Origin of the sequence: Acinetobacter sp. YH12100 (assembly GCF_013419135.1) — a bacterium.
GTDB lineage: Bacteria > Pseudomonadota > Gammaproteobacteria > Pseudomonadales > Moraxellaceae > Acinetobacter > Acinetobacter pseudolwoffii.
Genome location: NZ_VPAQ01000012.1, coordinates 46220 through 60952, shown reverse-complemented (window position 1 = coordinate 60952; position 14733 = coordinate 46220). Strand labels below are relative to the sequence as shown.

General features: G+C 44.5%; 25 protein-coding genes and 1 pseudogene. 23 read left to right on the top strand and 3 right to left on the bottom strand.

The window, feature by feature from the left end; all coding sequences use genetic code 11:
- Nucleotides 1-44: 44 nt before the first annotated feature.
- The 3 genes and pseudogenes from hmpA to FTU40_RS09815 form a co-directional block, all read right to left on the bottom strand.
- Nucleotides 45-1256: an NO-inducible flavohemoprotein gene (gene hmpA, locus FTU40_RS09820; protein ID WP_100355133.1), complete on the bottom strand. Its 1212-nt coding sequence runs from the start codon at nucleotides 1254-1256 to the stop codon at nucleotides 45-47.
- Nucleotides 1257-1692: 436 nt separating this feature from the next.
- Nucleotides 1693-1780 (bottom strand): annotated as a pseudogene (locus FTU40_RS15380) (hypothetical protein); the annotation flags it as partial.
- Nucleotides 1781-1839: 59 nt separating this feature from the next.
- Nucleotides 1840-3042, bottom strand: a complete 1203-nt coding sequence (locus FTU40_RS09815; protein WP_005094155.1) for a PLP-dependent transferase — start codon at nucleotides 3040-3042, stop codon at nucleotides 1840-1842.
- Between the two features lie 161 nt (nucleotides 3043-3203).
- Here FTU40_RS09815 and FTU40_RS09810 point away from each other — a divergent pair, with 161 nt between their 5' ends.
- The 23 genes from FTU40_RS09810 to secY all read left to right on the top strand — a co-directional run bounded on the left by FTU40_RS09810 (nucleotide 3204) and on the right by secY (nucleotide 14714).
- Nucleotides 3204-3965: a type 1 glutamine amidotransferase gene (locus tag FTU40_RS09810; protein ID WP_180040666.1), complete on the top strand. Its 762-nt coding sequence runs from the start codon at nucleotides 3204-3206 to the stop codon at nucleotides 3963-3965.
- A gap of 246 nt (nucleotides 3966-4211) precedes the next feature.
- Nucleotides 4212-4523: a 30S ribosomal protein S10 gene (gene rpsJ / locus FTU40_RS09805; protein WP_000070912.1), complete on the top strand. Its 312-nt coding sequence runs from the start codon at nucleotides 4212-4214 to the stop codon at nucleotides 4521-4523.
- 60 nt (nucleotides 4524-4583) lie between these two features.
- Nucleotides 4584-5222, top strand: coding sequence for a 50S ribosomal protein L3 (gene rplC / locus FTU40_RS09800; protein WP_005094152.1), 639 nt, complete (start codon nucleotides 4584-4586; stop codon nucleotides 5220-5222).
- A gap of 11 nt (nucleotides 5223-5233) precedes the next feature.
- Complete coding sequence (gene rplD / locus FTU40_RS09795) at nucleotides 5234-5836, top strand: 50S ribosomal protein L4 (protein ID WP_005094150.1); 603 nt, start codon at nucleotides 5234-5236, stop codon at nucleotides 5834-5836.
- A complete protein-coding gene (rplW, locus tag FTU40_RS09790; protein ID WP_005094149.1) occupies nucleotides 5833-6153 on the top strand; it encodes a 50S ribosomal protein L23 in 321 nt (106 codons plus the stop codon). Before rplD ends, rplW begins: the two co-directional genes overlap by 4 nt.
- Nucleotides 6154-6164: 11 nt before the next feature.
- Nucleotides 6165-6989 (top strand): 50S ribosomal protein L2, encoded by an 825-nt coding sequence (gene rplB / locus FTU40_RS09785; protein WP_005094148.1) that lies wholly within the window; start codon nucleotides 6165-6167, stop codon nucleotides 6987-6989.
- A 19-nt stretch (nucleotides 6990-7008) separates the two neighbouring features.
- On the top strand, nucleotides 7009-7284 hold the full coding sequence (gene rpsS / locus FTU40_RS09780; protein WP_004281508.1) for a 30S ribosomal protein S19: 276 nt from the start codon (nucleotides 7009-7011) through the stop codon (nucleotides 7282-7284).
- An 11-nt stretch (nucleotides 7285-7295) separates the two neighbouring features.
- The gene (rplV, locus tag FTU40_RS09775; RefSeq protein WP_001982638.1) at nucleotides 7296-7625 is read left to right on the top strand and encodes a 50S ribosomal protein L22; all 330 of its coding nucleotides are present in this window, start codon (nucleotides 7296-7298) and stop codon (nucleotides 7623-7625) included.
- Nucleotide 7626: 1 nt separating this feature from the next.
- Nucleotides 7627-8379, top strand: a complete 753-nt coding sequence (gene rpsC, locus FTU40_RS09770; protein WP_004281507.1) for a 30S ribosomal protein S3 — start codon at nucleotides 7627-7629, stop codon at nucleotides 8377-8379.
- 3 nt (nucleotides 8380-8382) lie between these two features.
- Nucleotides 8383-8796 carry a 50S ribosomal protein L16 gene (gene rplP / locus FTU40_RS09765; RefSeq protein WP_004281506.1) on the top strand — a complete coding sequence of 138 codons (414 nt, stop codon included), beginning with the start codon at nucleotides 8383-8385 and terminating at the stop codon, nucleotides 8794-8796.
- Nucleotides 8796-8993, top strand: coding sequence for a 50S ribosomal protein L29 (gene rpmC, locus FTU40_RS09760; protein ID WP_004281505.1), 198 nt, complete (start codon nucleotides 8796-8798; stop codon nucleotides 8991-8993). The genes rplP and rpmC overlap by 1 nt, the downstream gene beginning before the upstream one ends.
- Nucleotides 8990-9247: a 30S ribosomal protein S17 gene (gene rpsQ, locus FTU40_RS09755; protein WP_004281504.1), complete on the top strand. Its 258-nt coding sequence runs from the start codon at nucleotides 8990-8992 to the stop codon at nucleotides 9245-9247. The genes rpmC and rpsQ overlap by 4 nt, the downstream gene beginning before the upstream one ends.
- Before the next feature lie 91 nt (nucleotides 9248-9338).
- The gene (gene rplN / locus FTU40_RS09750) at nucleotides 9339-9707 is read left to right on the top strand and encodes a 50S ribosomal protein L14 (protein WP_005094147.1); all 369 of its coding nucleotides are present in this window, start codon (nucleotides 9339-9341) and stop codon (nucleotides 9705-9707) included.
- A gap of 9 nt (nucleotides 9708-9716) precedes the next feature.
- Nucleotides 9717-10034 (top strand): 50S ribosomal protein L24, encoded by a 318-nt coding sequence (rplX, locus tag FTU40_RS09745; protein WP_004281502.1) that lies wholly within the window; start codon nucleotides 9717-9719, stop codon nucleotides 10032-10034.
- 16 nt (nucleotides 10035-10050) lie between these two features.
- The gene (gene rplE, locus FTU40_RS09740) at nucleotides 10051-10587 is read left to right on the top strand and encodes a 50S ribosomal protein L5 (protein ID WP_005094146.1); all 537 of its coding nucleotides are present in this window, start codon (nucleotides 10051-10053) and stop codon (nucleotides 10585-10587) included.
- Nucleotides 10588-10596: 9 nt separating this feature from the next.
- Nucleotides 10597-10902 (top strand): 30S ribosomal protein S14, encoded by a 306-nt coding sequence (rpsN, locus tag FTU40_RS09735; RefSeq protein ID WP_180040664.1) that lies wholly within the window; start codon nucleotides 10597-10599, stop codon nucleotides 10900-10902.
- A 12-nt stretch (nucleotides 10903-10914) separates the two neighbouring features.
- Complete coding sequence (gene rpsH / locus FTU40_RS09730) at nucleotides 10915-11310, top strand: 30S ribosomal protein S8 (protein ID WP_005094144.1); 396 nt, start codon at nucleotides 10915-10917, stop codon at nucleotides 11308-11310.
- 13 nt (nucleotides 11311-11323) lie between these two features.
- Complete coding sequence (gene rplF, locus FTU40_RS09725; protein ID WP_005094142.1) at nucleotides 11324-11857, top strand: 50S ribosomal protein L6; 534 nt, start codon at nucleotides 11324-11326, stop codon at nucleotides 11855-11857.
- 14 nt (nucleotides 11858-11871) lie between these two features.
- Nucleotides 11872-12222, top strand: coding sequence for a 50S ribosomal protein L18 (gene rplR, locus FTU40_RS09720; RefSeq protein ID WP_004281497.1), 351 nt, complete (start codon nucleotides 11872-11874; stop codon nucleotides 12220-12222).
- Nucleotides 12223-12224: 2 nt separating this feature from the next.
- Nucleotides 12225-12722, top strand: a complete 498-nt coding sequence (gene rpsE, locus FTU40_RS09715) for a 30S ribosomal protein S5 (protein ID WP_004281496.1) — start codon at nucleotides 12225-12227, stop codon at nucleotides 12720-12722.
- Nucleotides 12723-12728: 6 nt separating this feature from the next.
- Nucleotides 12729-12905 carry a 50S ribosomal protein L30 gene (rpmD, locus tag FTU40_RS09710; RefSeq protein ID WP_005094139.1) on the top strand — a complete coding sequence of 59 codons (177 nt, stop codon included), beginning with the start codon at nucleotides 12729-12731 and terminating at the stop codon, nucleotides 12903-12905.
- Between the two features lie 3 nt (nucleotides 12906-12908).
- Nucleotides 12909-13349, top strand: coding sequence for a 50S ribosomal protein L15 (rplO, locus tag FTU40_RS09705; protein ID WP_005094137.1), 441 nt, complete (start codon nucleotides 12909-12911; stop codon nucleotides 13347-13349).
- 45 nt (nucleotides 13350-13394) lie between these two features.
- Nucleotides 13395-14714 carry a preprotein translocase subunit SecY gene (gene secY / locus FTU40_RS09700; protein ID WP_171063316.1) on the top strand — a complete coding sequence of 440 codons (1320 nt, stop codon included), beginning with the start codon at nucleotides 13395-13397 and terminating at the stop codon, nucleotides 14712-14714.
- Nucleotides 14715-14733 lie beyond the last annotated feature (19 nt).

The window sequence follows — 14733 nt, the reverse complement described above, 5'->3', positions numbered from 1 at the left end:
AGCATAACCAGACTAGCCCCACCTATTCAGCTTGAAGCGAGGGCTTAGTGGTGAACCCCACCTGTACCAAATGCTTCACTATGAATATTTTCAGCAGGAATACCGCGGGCAACGAGTGCTTTTTGCTGTTCTGCCATAAATGGCATTGGGCCGCAAAGGTAGTAATCGGCATTGACTGGTAACAGCGCTGCATCAACTGTACTTAGATCCAGACGACCTGCTACATCATAATCCTCACCCAGTTTGTCAGCTTGATGTGGAAATTCATAAGCAGTAAGGGTGCTTAAGCGCGGATATTTTGCTTTCAGGTCATGAATATGCTGGTGCATCGCATGAACCTGTTTGCTACGGCAAGCATGGATAAAGGTCACAGGTTGTGGCATATCCAGAGTCACCAGCTGGTTCAGCATCGCGATCATTGGCGTCAGGCCAACACCACCACTGATAAACACATTACGTTTAGCTGGATCGATCAGGTAGAAGTTACCTGTTGGTGCAGATACTTCAATTTCTGAACCTTCCGGCAAACCATGTAGAGTGTTAGACACCCAACCTGCAACTTGATCTGCGCCATTGCCCGGTTCACGTTTAACTGAAATACGCAAATAGTCTGCTTGAGGGCTGGTTGAAAGCGTATATTGACGCGGCTGTTTTAAGCCAAGTTCTTCTACGAATACACGAACTGAAATATATTGACCGGCTTCATATTTCGGTAAATCACCACCATCGACCGGTTGTAGATAGATTGAAGTAATCTCGTCACTTTCCACTACTTTTTGGGCAATTTTGAAATTGCGCCAGCCTAACCAGCTACCTTTGGTTTGCTGATGCTGCTCATAGATCGTTTTTTCAGTGCTGATGAACAAGTCAGCCAATTGACCATAAGCTGTAGCCCAAGCATCAATTAATGGATCTTCCATCGGGATGCTTAATACTTCACTAATAGAATGCAGCAGGTTTTCACCCACAATATTATAGTCTGGCGCTTGAATGTTTAAGCTCACGTGTTTATGCGCGATCAGCTCAACCACAGGTAAAAGTACAGATGGGTCTTCAATATTTTCGGCATAGGCCAATACAGCGCCGGCAAGGGCTTGCGCCTGTGCACCACTGCGTTGGTGACCCATATTAAACGTTTCTTTAAGGGCAGGGTTGTTGCCTAACATGCGGTTATAAAAATAGCCCGTGAGTGCCACACCATTTTCGCGGAGTACAGGCACTGTTGCTTTTACAAGGTCAATTTGCTGCGGAGTCATGTTTGATCTCTCATGGCTGTTTATTTATAAGATGTATTTAAAATACATCTTAAAGCGTGCCTTGTAAATACATCTTTTAATAAAACCATAAAAAAATTATGGGATATCTGAATATCCCATAATTTTAAAAATCTTGATAGGAATAAATCGTGCTATTTTCACTGAAAAAGCAGTCATGAAACTCGCGGACAATTCTCCCCGGTATCATCTCCGAGCCTGCGTGCGCAGTTTGATAAATCGATCAGTATCTTTTATGAACTCTTCAGGTTGCCTAAGTCGCGTGTTCTAATTCCTTTGGTTGCTCACCGGTTAGAGGTCACTGTTCCTTGGCTTGCTGTTTTGCAAATTCTGCTTGTTTGGCATTTTTTTGAGGTTCGGCCACTTGGGTTTTGCAGCATTTCAAAAGCACTATTCCGATCGACACTCTGTTCATAAATAAGAGTGACTGTTTTTTTAGTTTCAGTTAAACCGACAAGCAGACCATGCCGACTGGTAAGCTGTGAGCATAAGACAATGTCTTGCATGGTATTTGTGGTTTTTTAGTAATACCAAATAGTGTTCACCTAACTTTTCCTATTGTTTATCATTCATTTTTAGGCTTTTTCATGTGTTCTAGGGCGTACTGGATATCTTGAATCAAATCTTGCGGATGTTCCAGTCCGATACAGAAGCGAACCAGAAAGCCATGTTTTAAATGTGAATGTTCCAGTACACGCATGTCTTTTAAGTTATAGAGCATGACCAGGCTGACAGGGCCACCCCAGCTAAAGCCGAGCTTAAACAGGTTTAAGCTGTCACAGAAATTGCGAATATCTTGCAGCTTATAAGAATGATCAAAAATCACGCTAACCAGGCCGGCACTTTGACCTGTCTTGCAAATATCTTTCCAGTATTGATGTCCAGCGCAATCTGGATCGGCTGGATGTAAAACTTGAACAAGCTCAGTTTGCTGTTTGAGCCACTTCATTAAAGTCAGTGCGCTTTCGGACTGATGCTGATAACGCAGTTGCATCGAAGCCAGACTGCGTTGTACCTGCGCCACATCATCACCAGAAACACTAATGCCCTGAATGGCATGGGTACGGAACAGTTTGTGATGCAGGGTTTTATCTCGTGTAACAACTGAGCCCATCAAGATGTCGCCACCACCGCTTGGATATTTGGTCAGGGCATGAACCGTGATATCGACACTTAAATGCTCTTCGCCAAAATCAAAAGCATTAAAAGCCAGACCTGCGCCCCAGGTATTATCCAGCGCCGTCAAAATATGATGTGCCTGGGCTTTTTTGATTAAACCGACCAGATCTGGAAACTCCAGTGTGACTGAACCGGCTGCTTCCAGCCAAAGCAGTTTTGCTTTTTCACTTGGTGTAAAGGTTTCGACCTCAAGCGGGTTATACACTTTGACCGCAATGCCATAACGCGTTTCCAGATTGCGCAGATGTTCCATGTTTGGACCATAGATGTTATCGGCAACCCAGACTTCATCACCTTGGCTCAAGAAACAAGAATTCACCAGGTTAATGGCGGATAAACCGCTCGGCGCAAGTAGGCAGTATTCACCGCCTTCAATTTGCGCGATGTTATCGCCTAAGGTAAATGTCGTGGGTGTGCCATGGGTGCCGTAGCTATAGTCATAAGCATCGGTCCAGTGGCGATTAAATAGCGCATCAGTATTCTCAAAAATAATGGTCGATGCACGAAACAGGGGAGGTTGAACCGTAGAAATGGATTGAGGGGCTTTTCGTGGTGCATGAATCAGGGTGGTTTGAGCGTTTTTTTTCATGTGAATGCCCTTAAATGTAATCAAATATTACCTTAGCTTAAGAGAATCTGTGACTCACTGCCAGTTCGGTTGTGAATTGTTAAAAAAATTGGTCCTTGAAAAAAGTTGGCTTCATTTTTGCAAAACCTAAAACTATCTAGCTAAAAAATAGGTTGAGGAGCATGAAGTCGCATTTAAAAGTGCATTATTTTCAGCATATTGCTGGTGAAGGCTATGGTAGTTGTCATGAGTTTTTAAAGCAGTATCAGGCGTACATTAGTGCGACTGAGTTTTTTGCTTTACCGTTGGATCGTCCTTTAGAGATTGAGGCTTTGCCAAGGGTTGAGGACGTCGATTTACTGATCATCATGGGCGGAACCATGAGTGTCAATGATGAGGCGAATTTCCCTTGGTTAAAGATAGAGAAACGCTGGTTGCGTCGTTATCTGTCACATGGCAAACCGGCAATCGGTTTATGCCTGGGTGGACAATTGATTGCCAATGCATTGGGGGCGGGCGTCAGTCGTAATCCTGAGCAGGAATTGGGCTGGGCCACGGTACACAAGGTAGCCAATCTACCGCAAGAATGTTTTAGCTTGCCCGAACAGTTCAATATTCTGCAATGGCATAGTGAAAGCTTTGAAATACCCAAAGGGGCAGTGCATCTGGCAGAAAACCAAGCCTGTCGTAATCAGATGTACCAGTTGGGTAAAAATGTGCTCGGTTTTCAGTTTCATCCAGAGAGTACTCCAGAAATCCTGTCTTTATTTTTGGAAGATGAGGAGCAGCTTGCACAATTTTCAGGAAAATATGTTCAGGATCTCTCTGAATTAAAAAAGACCCATAAAAATAAGTTTGTTGAAGGAAATCAGATATTAAATCGAGCTATAGAATATGTCTTGGCGAAAACTGCCCCGTATTCAGAAAATAAACTCTTGTTTTAGGGGGTAAATTGAAAACTTGGATAAAACCATAAAAGGGATTTGCTTATGCATTAAACAATGGCTATAATAAGCGACCCTTCGATAGGAAGGGGGTTAACTGCGAATAAAGTAGTTAACTATCGTTACAGTCGTGGCATCGATCACGACCTTAGTGATATTTCACTGCTCTTGACACTTACCCGTATTAAAGTGGGGTGAGATGCGTCAGGAGTGATTCTTTATATATTTGGCTTGGAGTTTACTGGTATGTCTAACCAGAGAATTCGTATCCGTCTTAAGTCTTTTGATCATCGCCTGATTGATCAATCTGCTCAAGAAATCGTAGAAACCGCAAAACGTACTGGGGCACAAGTGTGTGGTCCAATTCCAATGCCAACACGCATTGAACGTTTTAACGTTTTAACATCACCACACGTAAACAAAGACGCGCGTGACCAGTACGAAATCCGTACTTACAAGCGTTTGATCGACATCGTTCAACCTACAGACAAAACTGTAGATGCATTGATGAAGTTAGATCTTGCAGCTGGTGTTGATGTTCAGATCGCATTGGGTTAAGGCTTTCGGGTTAATTAACACTCTAAGTTAATTAGGCCGCTTTTTTAGAGGTTTATGCACATGGCTATTGGTTTAGTCGGTCGCAAGTGCGGTATGACACGTATCTTTACAGATGCTGGTGTTTCTGTGCCTGTTACAGTGATTGAGGTTGATCCTAACCGCATCACTCAAATCAAAACGCTTGAAACTGATGGTTATCAAGCGATTCAAATCACTACTGGTGAACGTCGCGAATCTCGCGTAACTAACGCTCAGAAAGGCCACTTTGCGAAAGCAGGTGTTGCAGCTGGTCGTCTAGTTCAAGAATTCCGCGCTACAGAAGCTGATCTTGAAGGTCGTGAAGTTGGTGGTACGCTTACCGTTGAATTGTTCCAGGTTGGTCAAGTTGTTGACGTAACTGGTCAATCTAAAGGTAAAGGTTTCCAAGGTGGTGTTAAGCGTTGGAATTTCCGTACGCAAGATGCAACTCACGGTAACTCGCTTTCTCACCGTGTTTTAGGTTCTACTGGTCAAAACCAGACTCCTGGTCGCGTATTCAAAGGCAAAAAAATGGCTGGCCATTTAGGTGCTGAACGCGTAACTACACAGGGTCTTGAGATCGTTGCTATCGACACAGAACGTTCAGTTCTTGTTGTTAAAGGCGCGGTTCCTGGTGCTACTGGTGGCGACGTAATCGTTCGTCCTACGATCAAGGCCTGAGGGGAAATAACGTGAATTTAAATACTGTTTCCGGCTCTGCTGTTGAATTATCAGAAGTTGCGTTCGGTCGTGAATTTAATGAAGCTCTTGTTCACCAAGTGGTTACAGCTTATTTAGCTGGTGGCCGTCAAGGTTCAAAAGCTCAGAAATCACGTGCAGACGTTTCTGGCGGTGGCCGCAAGCCATTCCGTCAAAAAGGTACTGGCCGTGCTCGTGCTGGTTCTATTCGTAGCCCAATCTGGGTTGGCGGTGGTAAAACTTTTGCTGCTCGTCCACAAGACTGGTCTCAAAAAGTAAACCGTAAAATGTACCGCGGTGCTATGCAATGCATCATGGCTGAGCTTGTTCGTCAAGATCGCCTAATTTTAGTTGATGAGTTTGCTGTTGCAGCTCCAAAAACTAAAGAATTGCTTGCAAAGCTTAACGACTTGAATGCAACTCGTGCATTGATCGTTACCGATGCTGTTGATGAGAACTTGTATCTTGCTGCACGCAATATTCCACACGTAGATGTGGTTGATGCTGCTGCAATCGATCCGGTTAGCTTGATTGCGTTCGACAAAGTTGTTATGTCTGTAGCTGCTGCTAAGAAAATTGAGGTAGAACTCGGATGAACAACGAACGTATCTATCAAGTCCTGCAAGGACCTGTATTCTCAGAAAAAGCACAAGTTTTAGGTGAAACTGCTGGTGTTCAAGTGTTTAAAGTTGCTATCAATGCAAACAAGCTTGAAATCAAAAAAGCAGTGGAACAACTCTTTGGTGTAGAAGTTGTTAAAGTTAACACGACTATCACTAAAGGTAAGTCTAAACGCTTTGGTAAAACATTAGGACGTCGTTCTGATGTTAAAAAAGCATACGTCACCCTGAAAGCTGGCCAAGATGTTGAAATGGCTGACTTGGGCGATACCGCTGAAAGCACAGCGGAATAAGGACGAGAATTATGCCTATTCAAAAATGTAAGCCAACGTCTCCAGGACGTCGCTTTGTAGAGAAAGTGGTTCATGATCACCTTCACAAAGGCGCACCGTACTCTCCGTTGGTTGAAGCTAAAAAACGTACTGGCGGCCGTAACAATAACGGTCACATCACGACTCGTCACGTTGGTGGCGGTCATAAGCAGCACTACCGTCTAGTTGACTTTAAACGTAACAAAGATGGTATTCCTGCAACTGTAGAGCGTATCGAATACGATCCTAACCGTACTGCACACATTGCACTTGTATTGTATGCTGATGGTGAACGTCGTTATATCATTGCTCCTAAAGGCCTTCGCGCTGGCGATAAAGTACAGTCTGGTAACGATGCTCCAATTCGTCCAGGTAACTGCTTGCCGCTTCGCAACATGCCAATCGGTTCTACTCTTCACAACATCGAACTTAAAATCGGTAAAGGCGCGCAGATTGCTCGTTCAGCTGGTACTTCAGTTCAGCTGTTGGGTCGTGACGGTTCTTACGCTATCGTTCGTCTACGTTCAGGCGAGATGCGTAAAATTCACGTTGAATGTCGCGCTGTGTTAGGTGAAGTATCTAACTCGGAAAGCAACCTTCGTTCGCTTGGTAAAGCTGGTGCATCGCGCTGGCGTGGTGTTCGTCCTACCGTTCGTGGTATGGCAATGAACCCGGTTGACCATCCGCACGGTGGTGGTGAAGGGCGTAACAAAGGTATTCAACCTGTAAGCCCATGGGGTCAAAAAGCTAAAGGGTACAAGACACGTACCAATAAGCGTACGACTAAGATGATCATTCGCGACCGTCGCGTTAAGTAACAAGTAAAGGAATCTGACAATGCCTCGTTCTCTGAAAAAAGGCCCATTCGTCGATGCGCACTTGTTCGCTAAGGTTGAAGCGGCTATCGCGGCTAATAACCGTAAGCCGATCAAAACTTGGTCGCGTCGTTCGATGATCCTACCGGATTTTGTTGGTTTAACAATTTCTGTACACAATGGCCGTAACCACGTTCCTGTGATCGTTTCTGAACACATGGTTGGTCACAAGCTTGGTGAATTTGCACCAACTCGTACCTATCGCGGTCACGGTGTTGACAAGAAATCTAAACGTTAATGGGTGCTATGATGGAAGTAACTGCTAAATTACGCGGTGCCGCTATCTCGGCACAAAAAGCTCGTTTGGTTGCAGATCTTATCCGCGGCAAATCTGTTGCGCACGCGCTTAACATCCTTAACTTCAGCAACAAAAAAGCTGCAGTTCTAGTTAAGAAAGCGTTGGAATCTGCGATTGCAAACGCTGAACACAATAACAGTTTAGATGTAGACGACCTTAAAGTTTCTACGATCTACGTTGATGAAGGCATGAGCCTGAAACGTATTATGCCACGTGCTAAAGGCCGTGCAGATCGTATTACTAAGCGTACTTGTCACATCACCGTTAAGGTAGGGGTTTGATATGGGTCAGAAGGTTCATCCAATCGGTATCCGCCTAGGTGTTGTGAAACGTCATAACGCTAACTGGTATGCGAATCCGAAACAATACGCTGAATACTTGCTTAAAGATCTTCAAGTTCGTGAGTTTTTAATCAAAAAACTTAAAAATGCGATGATCAGCAACATTCTTATCGAACGTCCTACAGGCGCTGCTAAAGTAACTATTAGCACTGCGCGTCCTGGTATCGTAATCGGTAAAAAAGGCGAAGATATTGAGAAACTACAACGCGAATTAACATCTATCATGGGTGTTCCTGCGCAAGTAAGTATCAATGAAATTGATCGTCCAGACTTAGACGCGCGTCTAGTTGCTGAAGCAATCGCTTCTCAATTGGAAAAACGTGTAATGTTCCGTCGTGCTATGAAGCGTGCGGTACAAAACACAATGCGTGCTGGTGCTAAAGGTATCAAAGTAGAAGTTTCAGGCCGTTTAGGTGGTGCTGAGATTGCTCGTACTGAGTGGTATCGTGAAGGTCGTGTACCTCTACATACGCTTCGTGCAGATATCGACTATGCGACTATGCGTGCTGAGACTACTTACGGTACGATTGGTGTTAAAGTTTGGATCTTCCGTGGTGAGATCTTGGGCGGCATGAAACAAGTCATGAACCCAGCTCCAGCAGAAGAACGTCCAGCTAAACGCGGTCGTGGTCGTGGTGAAGGTCAAGAGCGTCGTGGTCGTCGCAATGATCGTTCTGCTGAAAAAGGAGAATAATCCATGTTGCAACCTAAGCGTACTAAATTCCGTAAAGTGCAGAAAGGCCGTAACACTGGTCTAGCACACCGCGGTAGCACAGTATCTTTCGGTACTATTGCACTTAAATCAGTTGAACGTGGTCAAATGACTGCGCGTCAAATTGAAGCAGCGCGTCGTACAATTAGCCGTCGTATTAAGCGTGGTGGTAAGATCTTTATCCGTGTATTCCCGGACAAACCGATTACTTCTAAGCCGCTTGAAGTGCGTATGGGTAAAGGTAAAGGTTCTGTGGAATATTGGGTTTGCCAAATCAAACCAGGTAAAGTCTTGTACGAAATTGATGGTGTTAACGAAGAATTGGCTCGCGAAGCGTTTACGCTTGCAGCAGCTAAGCTTCCGTTTAAAACCGCTATCGTGACTCGGACGGTAATGTAATGAAAACTAAAGATCTACGTGAAAAGTCGGTAGAAGAGTTGACAGCTTTGCTTGATGAGCAACAGCTTAACCAATTCCGTCTTCGTATGGCGAAAGCAACTGGTCAATTGGGTAAATCGCATGAAGTTGCACTTACTCGTCAGACGATTGCTCGTATTAAGACCCTCCTTACCGAAAAACAGGGGAACGGACAATGAGTGATAAAACAGTCCGCACGTTAACTGGCAAAGTTGTAAGCGACAAGATGGATAAATCTATCGTTGTTCTTATTGAACGCCAAGTTCAACACCCGTTGTATGGCAAATTAATCCGCCGTTCAACAAAATTACATGCTCATGATGAGAACAACACAGCGAAAGCTGGTGATGTTGTAACCATTAAAGAAAGCCGCCCAATTTCTAAAACTAAGTCTTGGACTCTAGTTGAAGTTGTTGAAGCAGCTGCTGAGTAATTAACGTTCTTGTTGCATCATCGGTCAATTTCGAGTACTCTTTGAGCCTTTCGAAATTTCGACCGGTGTTGCTCGGTTTTGGAGTAGGGCAATGATTCAGACCGAAACTATGCTCGACGTAGCAGACAACAGTGGTGCACGCCGCGTACAATGTATTAAAGTACTTGGTGGCTCGCATCGTCGTTATGCTTCTGTTGGCGACATTATTAAAGTTACTGTAAAAGAAGCAATTCCACGCGCACGTGTTAAAAAAGGTGACGTGATGAATGCAGTTGTGGTTCGTACAAAATTCGGTATCCGTCGTGCAGACGGTTCAGTGATTCGTTTCGACGATAACGCTGCTGTTATTTTGAACACCAACAAAGCGCCGATTGCAACTCGTATTTTCGGACCAGTGACTCGTGAACTTCGTACTGAACAGTTCATGAAAATTATTTCATTGGCTCCTGAAGTTCTATAAGAGGCGATCATGGCTAAGATTAAAAAAGGCGATCAAGTAATTGTGATCGCAGGTAAAGAAAAAGGCAAACAGGGTACTGTTCTGTCTGTTTCTAATGACCGTGTTAAGGTTGAAGGCCTTAACTTGGTGAAGAAGCACCAAAAGCCGAACCGTGCTACAGGCGCTGAAGGTAGCGTTGTAACTCAGGAAGCTTCGCTTCATATTTCAAACGTGGCAGTTTTTAATGCTACAACCCAAAAGGCTGACCGTGTTGGTTACCAAGTGATTGATGGCGTGAAAACTCGCGTATTCAAATCAAATGGTGAATCAGTGGCGGTAGCGAAGTAATAGGTTGATATAGGCCATGGCCAGACTTAAAACACGTTACAATGACGAACTTAAAGCTCAGTTATTAGAGACTTTAGGCGTTAAAAATGTGATGGAAATTCCTCGCATCACTAAAATCACGATCAACATGGGTGTTGGCGCAGCTGCTGCTGACAAAAAACTCCTTGATGGTGCTCTTTCAGATATGCAAGCTATCGCTGGTCAAAAACCAGTACTTACGTTAGCTCGTAAATCAATCGCTGGTTTTAAAATCCGTGATGGTTGGCCGATCGGTTGTAAAGTTACTTTACGCGGCGAACGTATGTACGAATTCTTAGACCGTTTGATCTCGATTGCGATCCCTCGTATCCGTGACTTCCGTGGTTTCTCTGCGAAATCATTCGACGGTCGTGGTAACTACTCAATGGGTCTTAAGGAACAGATCATGTTCCCTGAAATCGATTTTGACAAGATTGATCGTATTCGTGGTATGGACATTACCATTACTACGACTGCTCGCACCGATGACGAAGGCCGTGCGCTTATGCGTGCATTCGGCTTCCCGTTCAAATAAGAGGTCGATATGGCTAAGAAAGGTATGATTAATCGCGAAGCGAAACGCGAAGCTACTGTTGCTAAATACGCTGCAAAACGTGCTGAATTAAAAGCTGTTATTGCAAACGTAAATGCATCAGACGAAGAACGTTTCGAAGCGATGATGAAATTGCAAGCATTACCACGTAATGCATCTCCAGTACGTCTACGTAACCGTTGTGGTTTAACTGGTCGTCCGCATGGCTATTTCCGTAAGTTCGGCTTAAGCCGTAACAAATTACGTGAAACAGTAATGCAAGGTGATGTACCTGGCGTTGTTAAGGCAAGCTGGTAAGGAGCACTATAAATGAGTATGCAAGATACCGTTGCCGACATGCTAACACGTGTTCGTAACGCACAAATGGCGAAGAAACAAACTGTTTCTATGCCTAATTCTAAGTTGAAAGTTGCAATTGCTAACTTACTTCAACAAGAAGGTTACATTTCTAACGTAGAAGTTGCGGAAGCTGAAGGCAAACCAACTTTAACAATTACGTTAAAATATTTTGAAGGCAAGCCAGTGATTGACACTGTGAAACGCGTAAGCCGTCCAGGTCTACGTCAGTATCGCGGTAAAGATGCACTTCCAAGCGTTAAGCAAGGTTTAGGTATTGCAATTGTTTCTACAAGCAAAGGCATCATGACTGATCGCGCTGCACGTGCTGCAGGCGTTGGTGGTGAAGTTATTGCTTTTGTTTCTTAATAGGTGATTCCTCATGTCTCGTGTGGCTAAAGCCCCAGTAACTGTACCGAATGGTGTAACAGTTACTCAGAACGGCCGGCAGGTCGAAGTGAAAGGCACTAAAGGTACATTGTCTTTCAACCTGCATGCGCTGGTCGAGCTTAAACAGGAAGACGGTACTCTGGCTATTGCTCCAGTACAAGAGTCGAAAGACGCTTGGATGCAAGCTGGTACTGCTCGCGCTGTGCTTAACAACCTTGTAAAAGGTGTTAGCGAAGGTTTCGAACGTAAGTTACAGCTTATCGGTGTTGGTTATAAAGCTGCGGTTAAAGGTGATGTTGTTCATCTTAACCTTGGTTTCTCTCACCCGATCGATTATGCACTTCCTGCAGGTGTAACTGCTGAAACTCCAACTGCAACTGAAATCGTACTTAAATCTGCTGACAAAGCAGCTTTAGGTCAGGTTGCTGCAGATATCCGTGGTTACCGTCCACCAGAGCCGTATAAAGGCAAAGGTGTTCGTTATTCTGACGAAGTTGTACTTCGTAAAGAAGCTAAGAAGAAATAAGGCGCGAGGTTCTTATGAACGAAAAGAAACAATCCCGTTTGCGTCGTGCGAAAAGCACACGCTTGCACATCCGTGCATTGGGTGCGACTCGTTTGTGTGTAAACCGCACTCCGCGTCACATCTATGCTCAAGTTATCTCTGCAGATGGTGGCAAAGTATTAGCGCAAGCTTCTACTTTAGACGCTACTCTACGTGCAGGTACAACTGGTAACGTTGAAGCAGCTCAAAAAGTAGGTGCTTTAATCGCAGAACGCGCTAAAGCAGCTGGTGTTACTAAAGTTGCATTTGACCGTTCTGGTTTTAAATATCATGGTCGTATCAAAGCCTTGGCTGATGCTGCTCGTGAAAACGGCTTGGAGTTCTAATCATGGCTAAAGTTGAACAAAACGAAGGTCTTGTTGAAAAGCTGGTTGCCGTTGATCGTGTAGCCAAAGTTGTTAAGGGTGGTCGTATCTTCTCTTTCACAGCATTAACTGTTGTGGGTGATGGTAATGGTCGCGTAGGTTTTGGTCGTGGTAAAGCACGTGAAGTTCCAGCTGCTATCTCTAAAGCACTTGAAGCTGCTCGTCGCAACATGATTACTGTTGACCTTGTTGATGGTACGTTACAGCACCCAATTCATGCACGTCATGGCGCTAGTCGCGTATTCATGCAGCCTGCCTCTGAAGGTACAGGCGTAATTGCTGGTGGCGCTATGCGTGCAGTTTTAGAAGCTGTAGGTGTACGTAACGTTTTGACTAAATGCCGTGGTTCTACTAACGCTGCTAACGTAGTTAACGCAACTTTCAACGGTTTGCGTGATATGACTACTCCTGAGAAGGTTGCTGCGAAACGTGGTCTTTCAGTAGAACAAATTCAAGGGTAATCAATCATGAAAACGATTAAAGTTACCCAGACTAAATCTGCATCGCACCGCTTGAAAAATCATAAGCTGAGCCTGCAAGGTTTAGGTCTGCGTCGTATTGGTCATACTGTAGAAGTGCAAGATACGCCTTCTAACCGTGGTATGATCAACCAAGTCTACTATATGGTTAGTGTAGAGGAATAAGCCATGACTCTGCGTTTAAATACAATTGCACCTGCAGAAGGTGCTAAACGTGACAACCTTCGTGTAGGCCGTGGTATCGGTTCTGGCGTTGGTAAGACCGGTGGCCGTGGTGTCAAGGGTCAAAACTCACGTAAGAGCGGTGGTACTCGTCCAGGTTTCGAAGGCGGTCAAACAGCACTTTATCGTCGTTTGCCTAAATTCGGCTTCACTAGCCAATTGGCTTTGAAAACTGCTGAAGTACGTTTATCTGAGCTTGCTAAAGTTGAAGGCGACATCGTGTCTCTAGAAACTTTAAAAGCGGCGAACGTTGTACGTAAAGACATGATCCGTGCTCGTATCGTACTTTCTGGTGAAATTACTCGTGCATTCACTGTTCAAGGTGTTGCATTGACTAAAGGCGCTAAAGCTGCTGTTGAAGCTGCTGGCGGCAAAGTCGAGGAGTAATCCCCAGTGTCTATGACTCCTAGTTCTTCAGGTCATGTCAACATGATGAAAGGCCAACCATTTCATGTGAAATACCGTGAAATTATTCGTCGAATGATGTTTCTCATTGGTGCGTTGTTGGTGTTTCGGCTAGGAGCGCATATTCCAGTACCGGGCATCAATAATGCGGCCCTAGAAAACCTGTTTAATGCAAACCAAGGTACTATCCTTGGTTTGTTTAACATGTTTTCCGGTGGTGCATTAGAACGAATGTCTATTCTTGCTCTTGGGATCATGCCCTACATTTCTGCATCGATTATCGTGCAGCTGATGTCGACAGTGGTTCCTTCGCTGGAAGCTTTGAAAAAAGAAGGCGAGCAAGGCAAACGTAAAATAAATCAATACACACGACAAGGCACATTATTTCTGGCGCTTGTACAAGCGATCGGGATGTGTGCAGGCTTGATCAGTCAGGGAATTACCCTGAATACTGGTCTGGCTTTTTATATTCCTGCAGTAACCTCATTGGTTGCGGGAACCATGTTCTTGATGTGGTTGGGTGAGCAGATTACCGAACGTGGGGTGGGGAATGGTATTTCCATGATCATCTTCGCGGGTATTGTTGCCGGATTGCCTAATTTAATTATGCAATCTTTGTCATCTGTAGATAATGGCCAGACCAGCCTGATTGGCTTGGTAATTTTTGGTCTGTTGTCTCTGGGTGTTTTGGCAGCCATCGTGTTTATCGAGAAAGCGCAGCGTCGTATTCCGGTCAACTATGCTCAAAAACAACAAGGTCGTCGTGTATTTACTGCACAACAGACACATTTGCCATTGAAAATTAATATGGCGGGTGTGATTCCGGCAATTTTTGCCAGCTCATTGCTGTTGTTCCCTGCGAGCTTAGGCCAGTGGGTGGGTAGTGCAGATCCGAATGCCGGATTTATTCAGCGTAGCCTGCAAGATGTAGCATTGGTATTGTCGCCTGGTCAGCCGTTGTATTTGGTGCTCTTTGGTGCGTTAATTATCTTTTTCTGTTACTTCTATACAGCACTGGTATTTAGTCCTAAAGAAGTGTCAGAGAACTTGAAACGCAGCGGAGCTTATGTGCCTGGTATACGTCCAGGTGAGCAAACTGCTCGTTACTTAGATCATATTCTCAGTCGTTTGACATTTATTGGCGCGATTTACATCACCGTCATTTGTTTGATGCCGATGGTGTTGCAAAGTTCATTTGGTATTCCATTCTATTTGGGTGGTACTTCTTTGCTGATTGTTGTGGTAGTAGTGATGGACTTTATGGCTCAGCTGCAGTCACACCTCACCTCGCACCAGTATGATAATCAAACGTTAATGAGAAAAACGACAGCTCATCCTAAGGGATAAGCGCACTTAGAGGTTTCAT

What these genes read in the sequence shown, in the direction of transcription:
- hmpA (WP_100355133.1), bottom strand. Translation starts at nt 1,256, where the DNA reads ATGACTCCGCAGCAAATTGACCTTGTAAAAGCAACAGTGCCTGTACTC.
- FTU40_RS09815 (WP_005094155.1), bottom strand. Translation starts at nt 3,042, where the DNA reads ATGAAAAAAAACGCTCAAACCACCCTGATTCATGCACCACGAAAAGCC.
- FTU40_RS09810 (WP_180040666.1), top strand. Translation starts at nt 3,204, where the DNA reads ATGAAGTCGCATTTAAAAGTGCATTATTTTCAGCATATTGCTGGTGAA.
- rpsJ (WP_000070912.1), top strand. Translation starts at nt 4,212, where the DNA reads ATGTCTAACCAGAGAATTCGTATCCGTCTTAAGTCTTTTGATCATCGC.
- rplC (WP_005094152.1), top strand. Translation starts at nt 4,584, where the DNA reads ATGGCTATTGGTTTAGTCGGTCGCAAGTGCGGTATGACACGTATCTTT.
- rplW (WP_005094149.1), top strand. Translation starts at nt 5,833, where the DNA reads ATGAACAACGAACGTATCTATCAAGTCCTGCAAGGACCTGTATTCTCA.
- rplB (WP_005094148.1), top strand. Translation starts at nt 6,165, where the DNA reads ATGCCTATTCAAAAATGTAAGCCAACGTCTCCAGGACGTCGCTTTGTA.
- rpsS (WP_004281508.1), top strand. Translation starts at nt 7,009, where the DNA reads ATGCCTCGTTCTCTGAAAAAAGGCCCATTCGTCGATGCGCACTTGTTC.
- rplV (WP_001982638.1), top strand. Translation starts at nt 7,296, where the DNA reads ATGGAAGTAACTGCTAAATTACGCGGTGCCGCTATCTCGGCACAAAAA.
- rpsC (WP_004281507.1), top strand. Translation starts at nt 7,627, where the DNA reads ATGGGTCAGAAGGTTCATCCAATCGGTATCCGCCTAGGTGTTGTGAAA.
- rplP (WP_004281506.1), top strand. Translation starts at nt 8,383, where the DNA reads ATGTTGCAACCTAAGCGTACTAAATTCCGTAAAGTGCAGAAAGGCCGT.
- rpmC (WP_004281505.1), top strand. Translation starts at nt 8,796, where the DNA reads ATGAAAACTAAAGATCTACGTGAAAAGTCGGTAGAAGAGTTGACAGCT.
- rpsQ (WP_004281504.1), top strand. Translation starts at nt 8,990, where the DNA reads ATGAGTGATAAAACAGTCCGCACGTTAACTGGCAAAGTTGTAAGCGAC.
- rplN (WP_005094147.1), top strand. Translation starts at nt 9,339, where the DNA reads ATGATTCAGACCGAAACTATGCTCGACGTAGCAGACAACAGTGGTGCA.
- rplX (WP_004281502.1), top strand. Translation starts at nt 9,717, where the DNA reads ATGGCTAAGATTAAAAAAGGCGATCAAGTAATTGTGATCGCAGGTAAA.
- rplE (WP_005094146.1), top strand. Translation starts at nt 10,051, where the DNA reads ATGGCCAGACTTAAAACACGTTACAATGACGAACTTAAAGCTCAGTTA.
- rpsN (WP_180040664.1), top strand. Translation starts at nt 10,597, where the DNA reads ATGGCTAAGAAAGGTATGATTAATCGCGAAGCGAAACGCGAAGCTACT.
- rpsH (WP_005094144.1), top strand. Translation starts at nt 10,915, where the DNA reads ATGAGTATGCAAGATACCGTTGCCGACATGCTAACACGTGTTCGTAAC.
- rplF (WP_005094142.1), top strand. Translation starts at nt 11,324, where the DNA reads ATGTCTCGTGTGGCTAAAGCCCCAGTAACTGTACCGAATGGTGTAACA.
- rplR (WP_004281497.1), top strand. Translation starts at nt 11,872, where the DNA reads ATGAACGAAAAGAAACAATCCCGTTTGCGTCGTGCGAAAAGCACACGC.
- rpsE (WP_004281496.1), top strand. Translation starts at nt 12,225, where the DNA reads ATGGCTAAAGTTGAACAAAACGAAGGTCTTGTTGAAAAGCTGGTTGCC.
- rpmD (WP_005094139.1), top strand. Translation starts at nt 12,729, where the DNA reads ATGAAAACGATTAAAGTTACCCAGACTAAATCTGCATCGCACCGCTTG.
- rplO (WP_005094137.1), top strand. Translation starts at nt 12,909, where the DNA reads ATGACTCTGCGTTTAAATACAATTGCACCTGCAGAAGGTGCTAAACGT.
- secY (WP_171063316.1), top strand. Translation starts at nt 13,395, where the DNA reads ATGAAAGGCCAACCATTTCATGTGAAATACCGTGAAATTATTCGTCGA.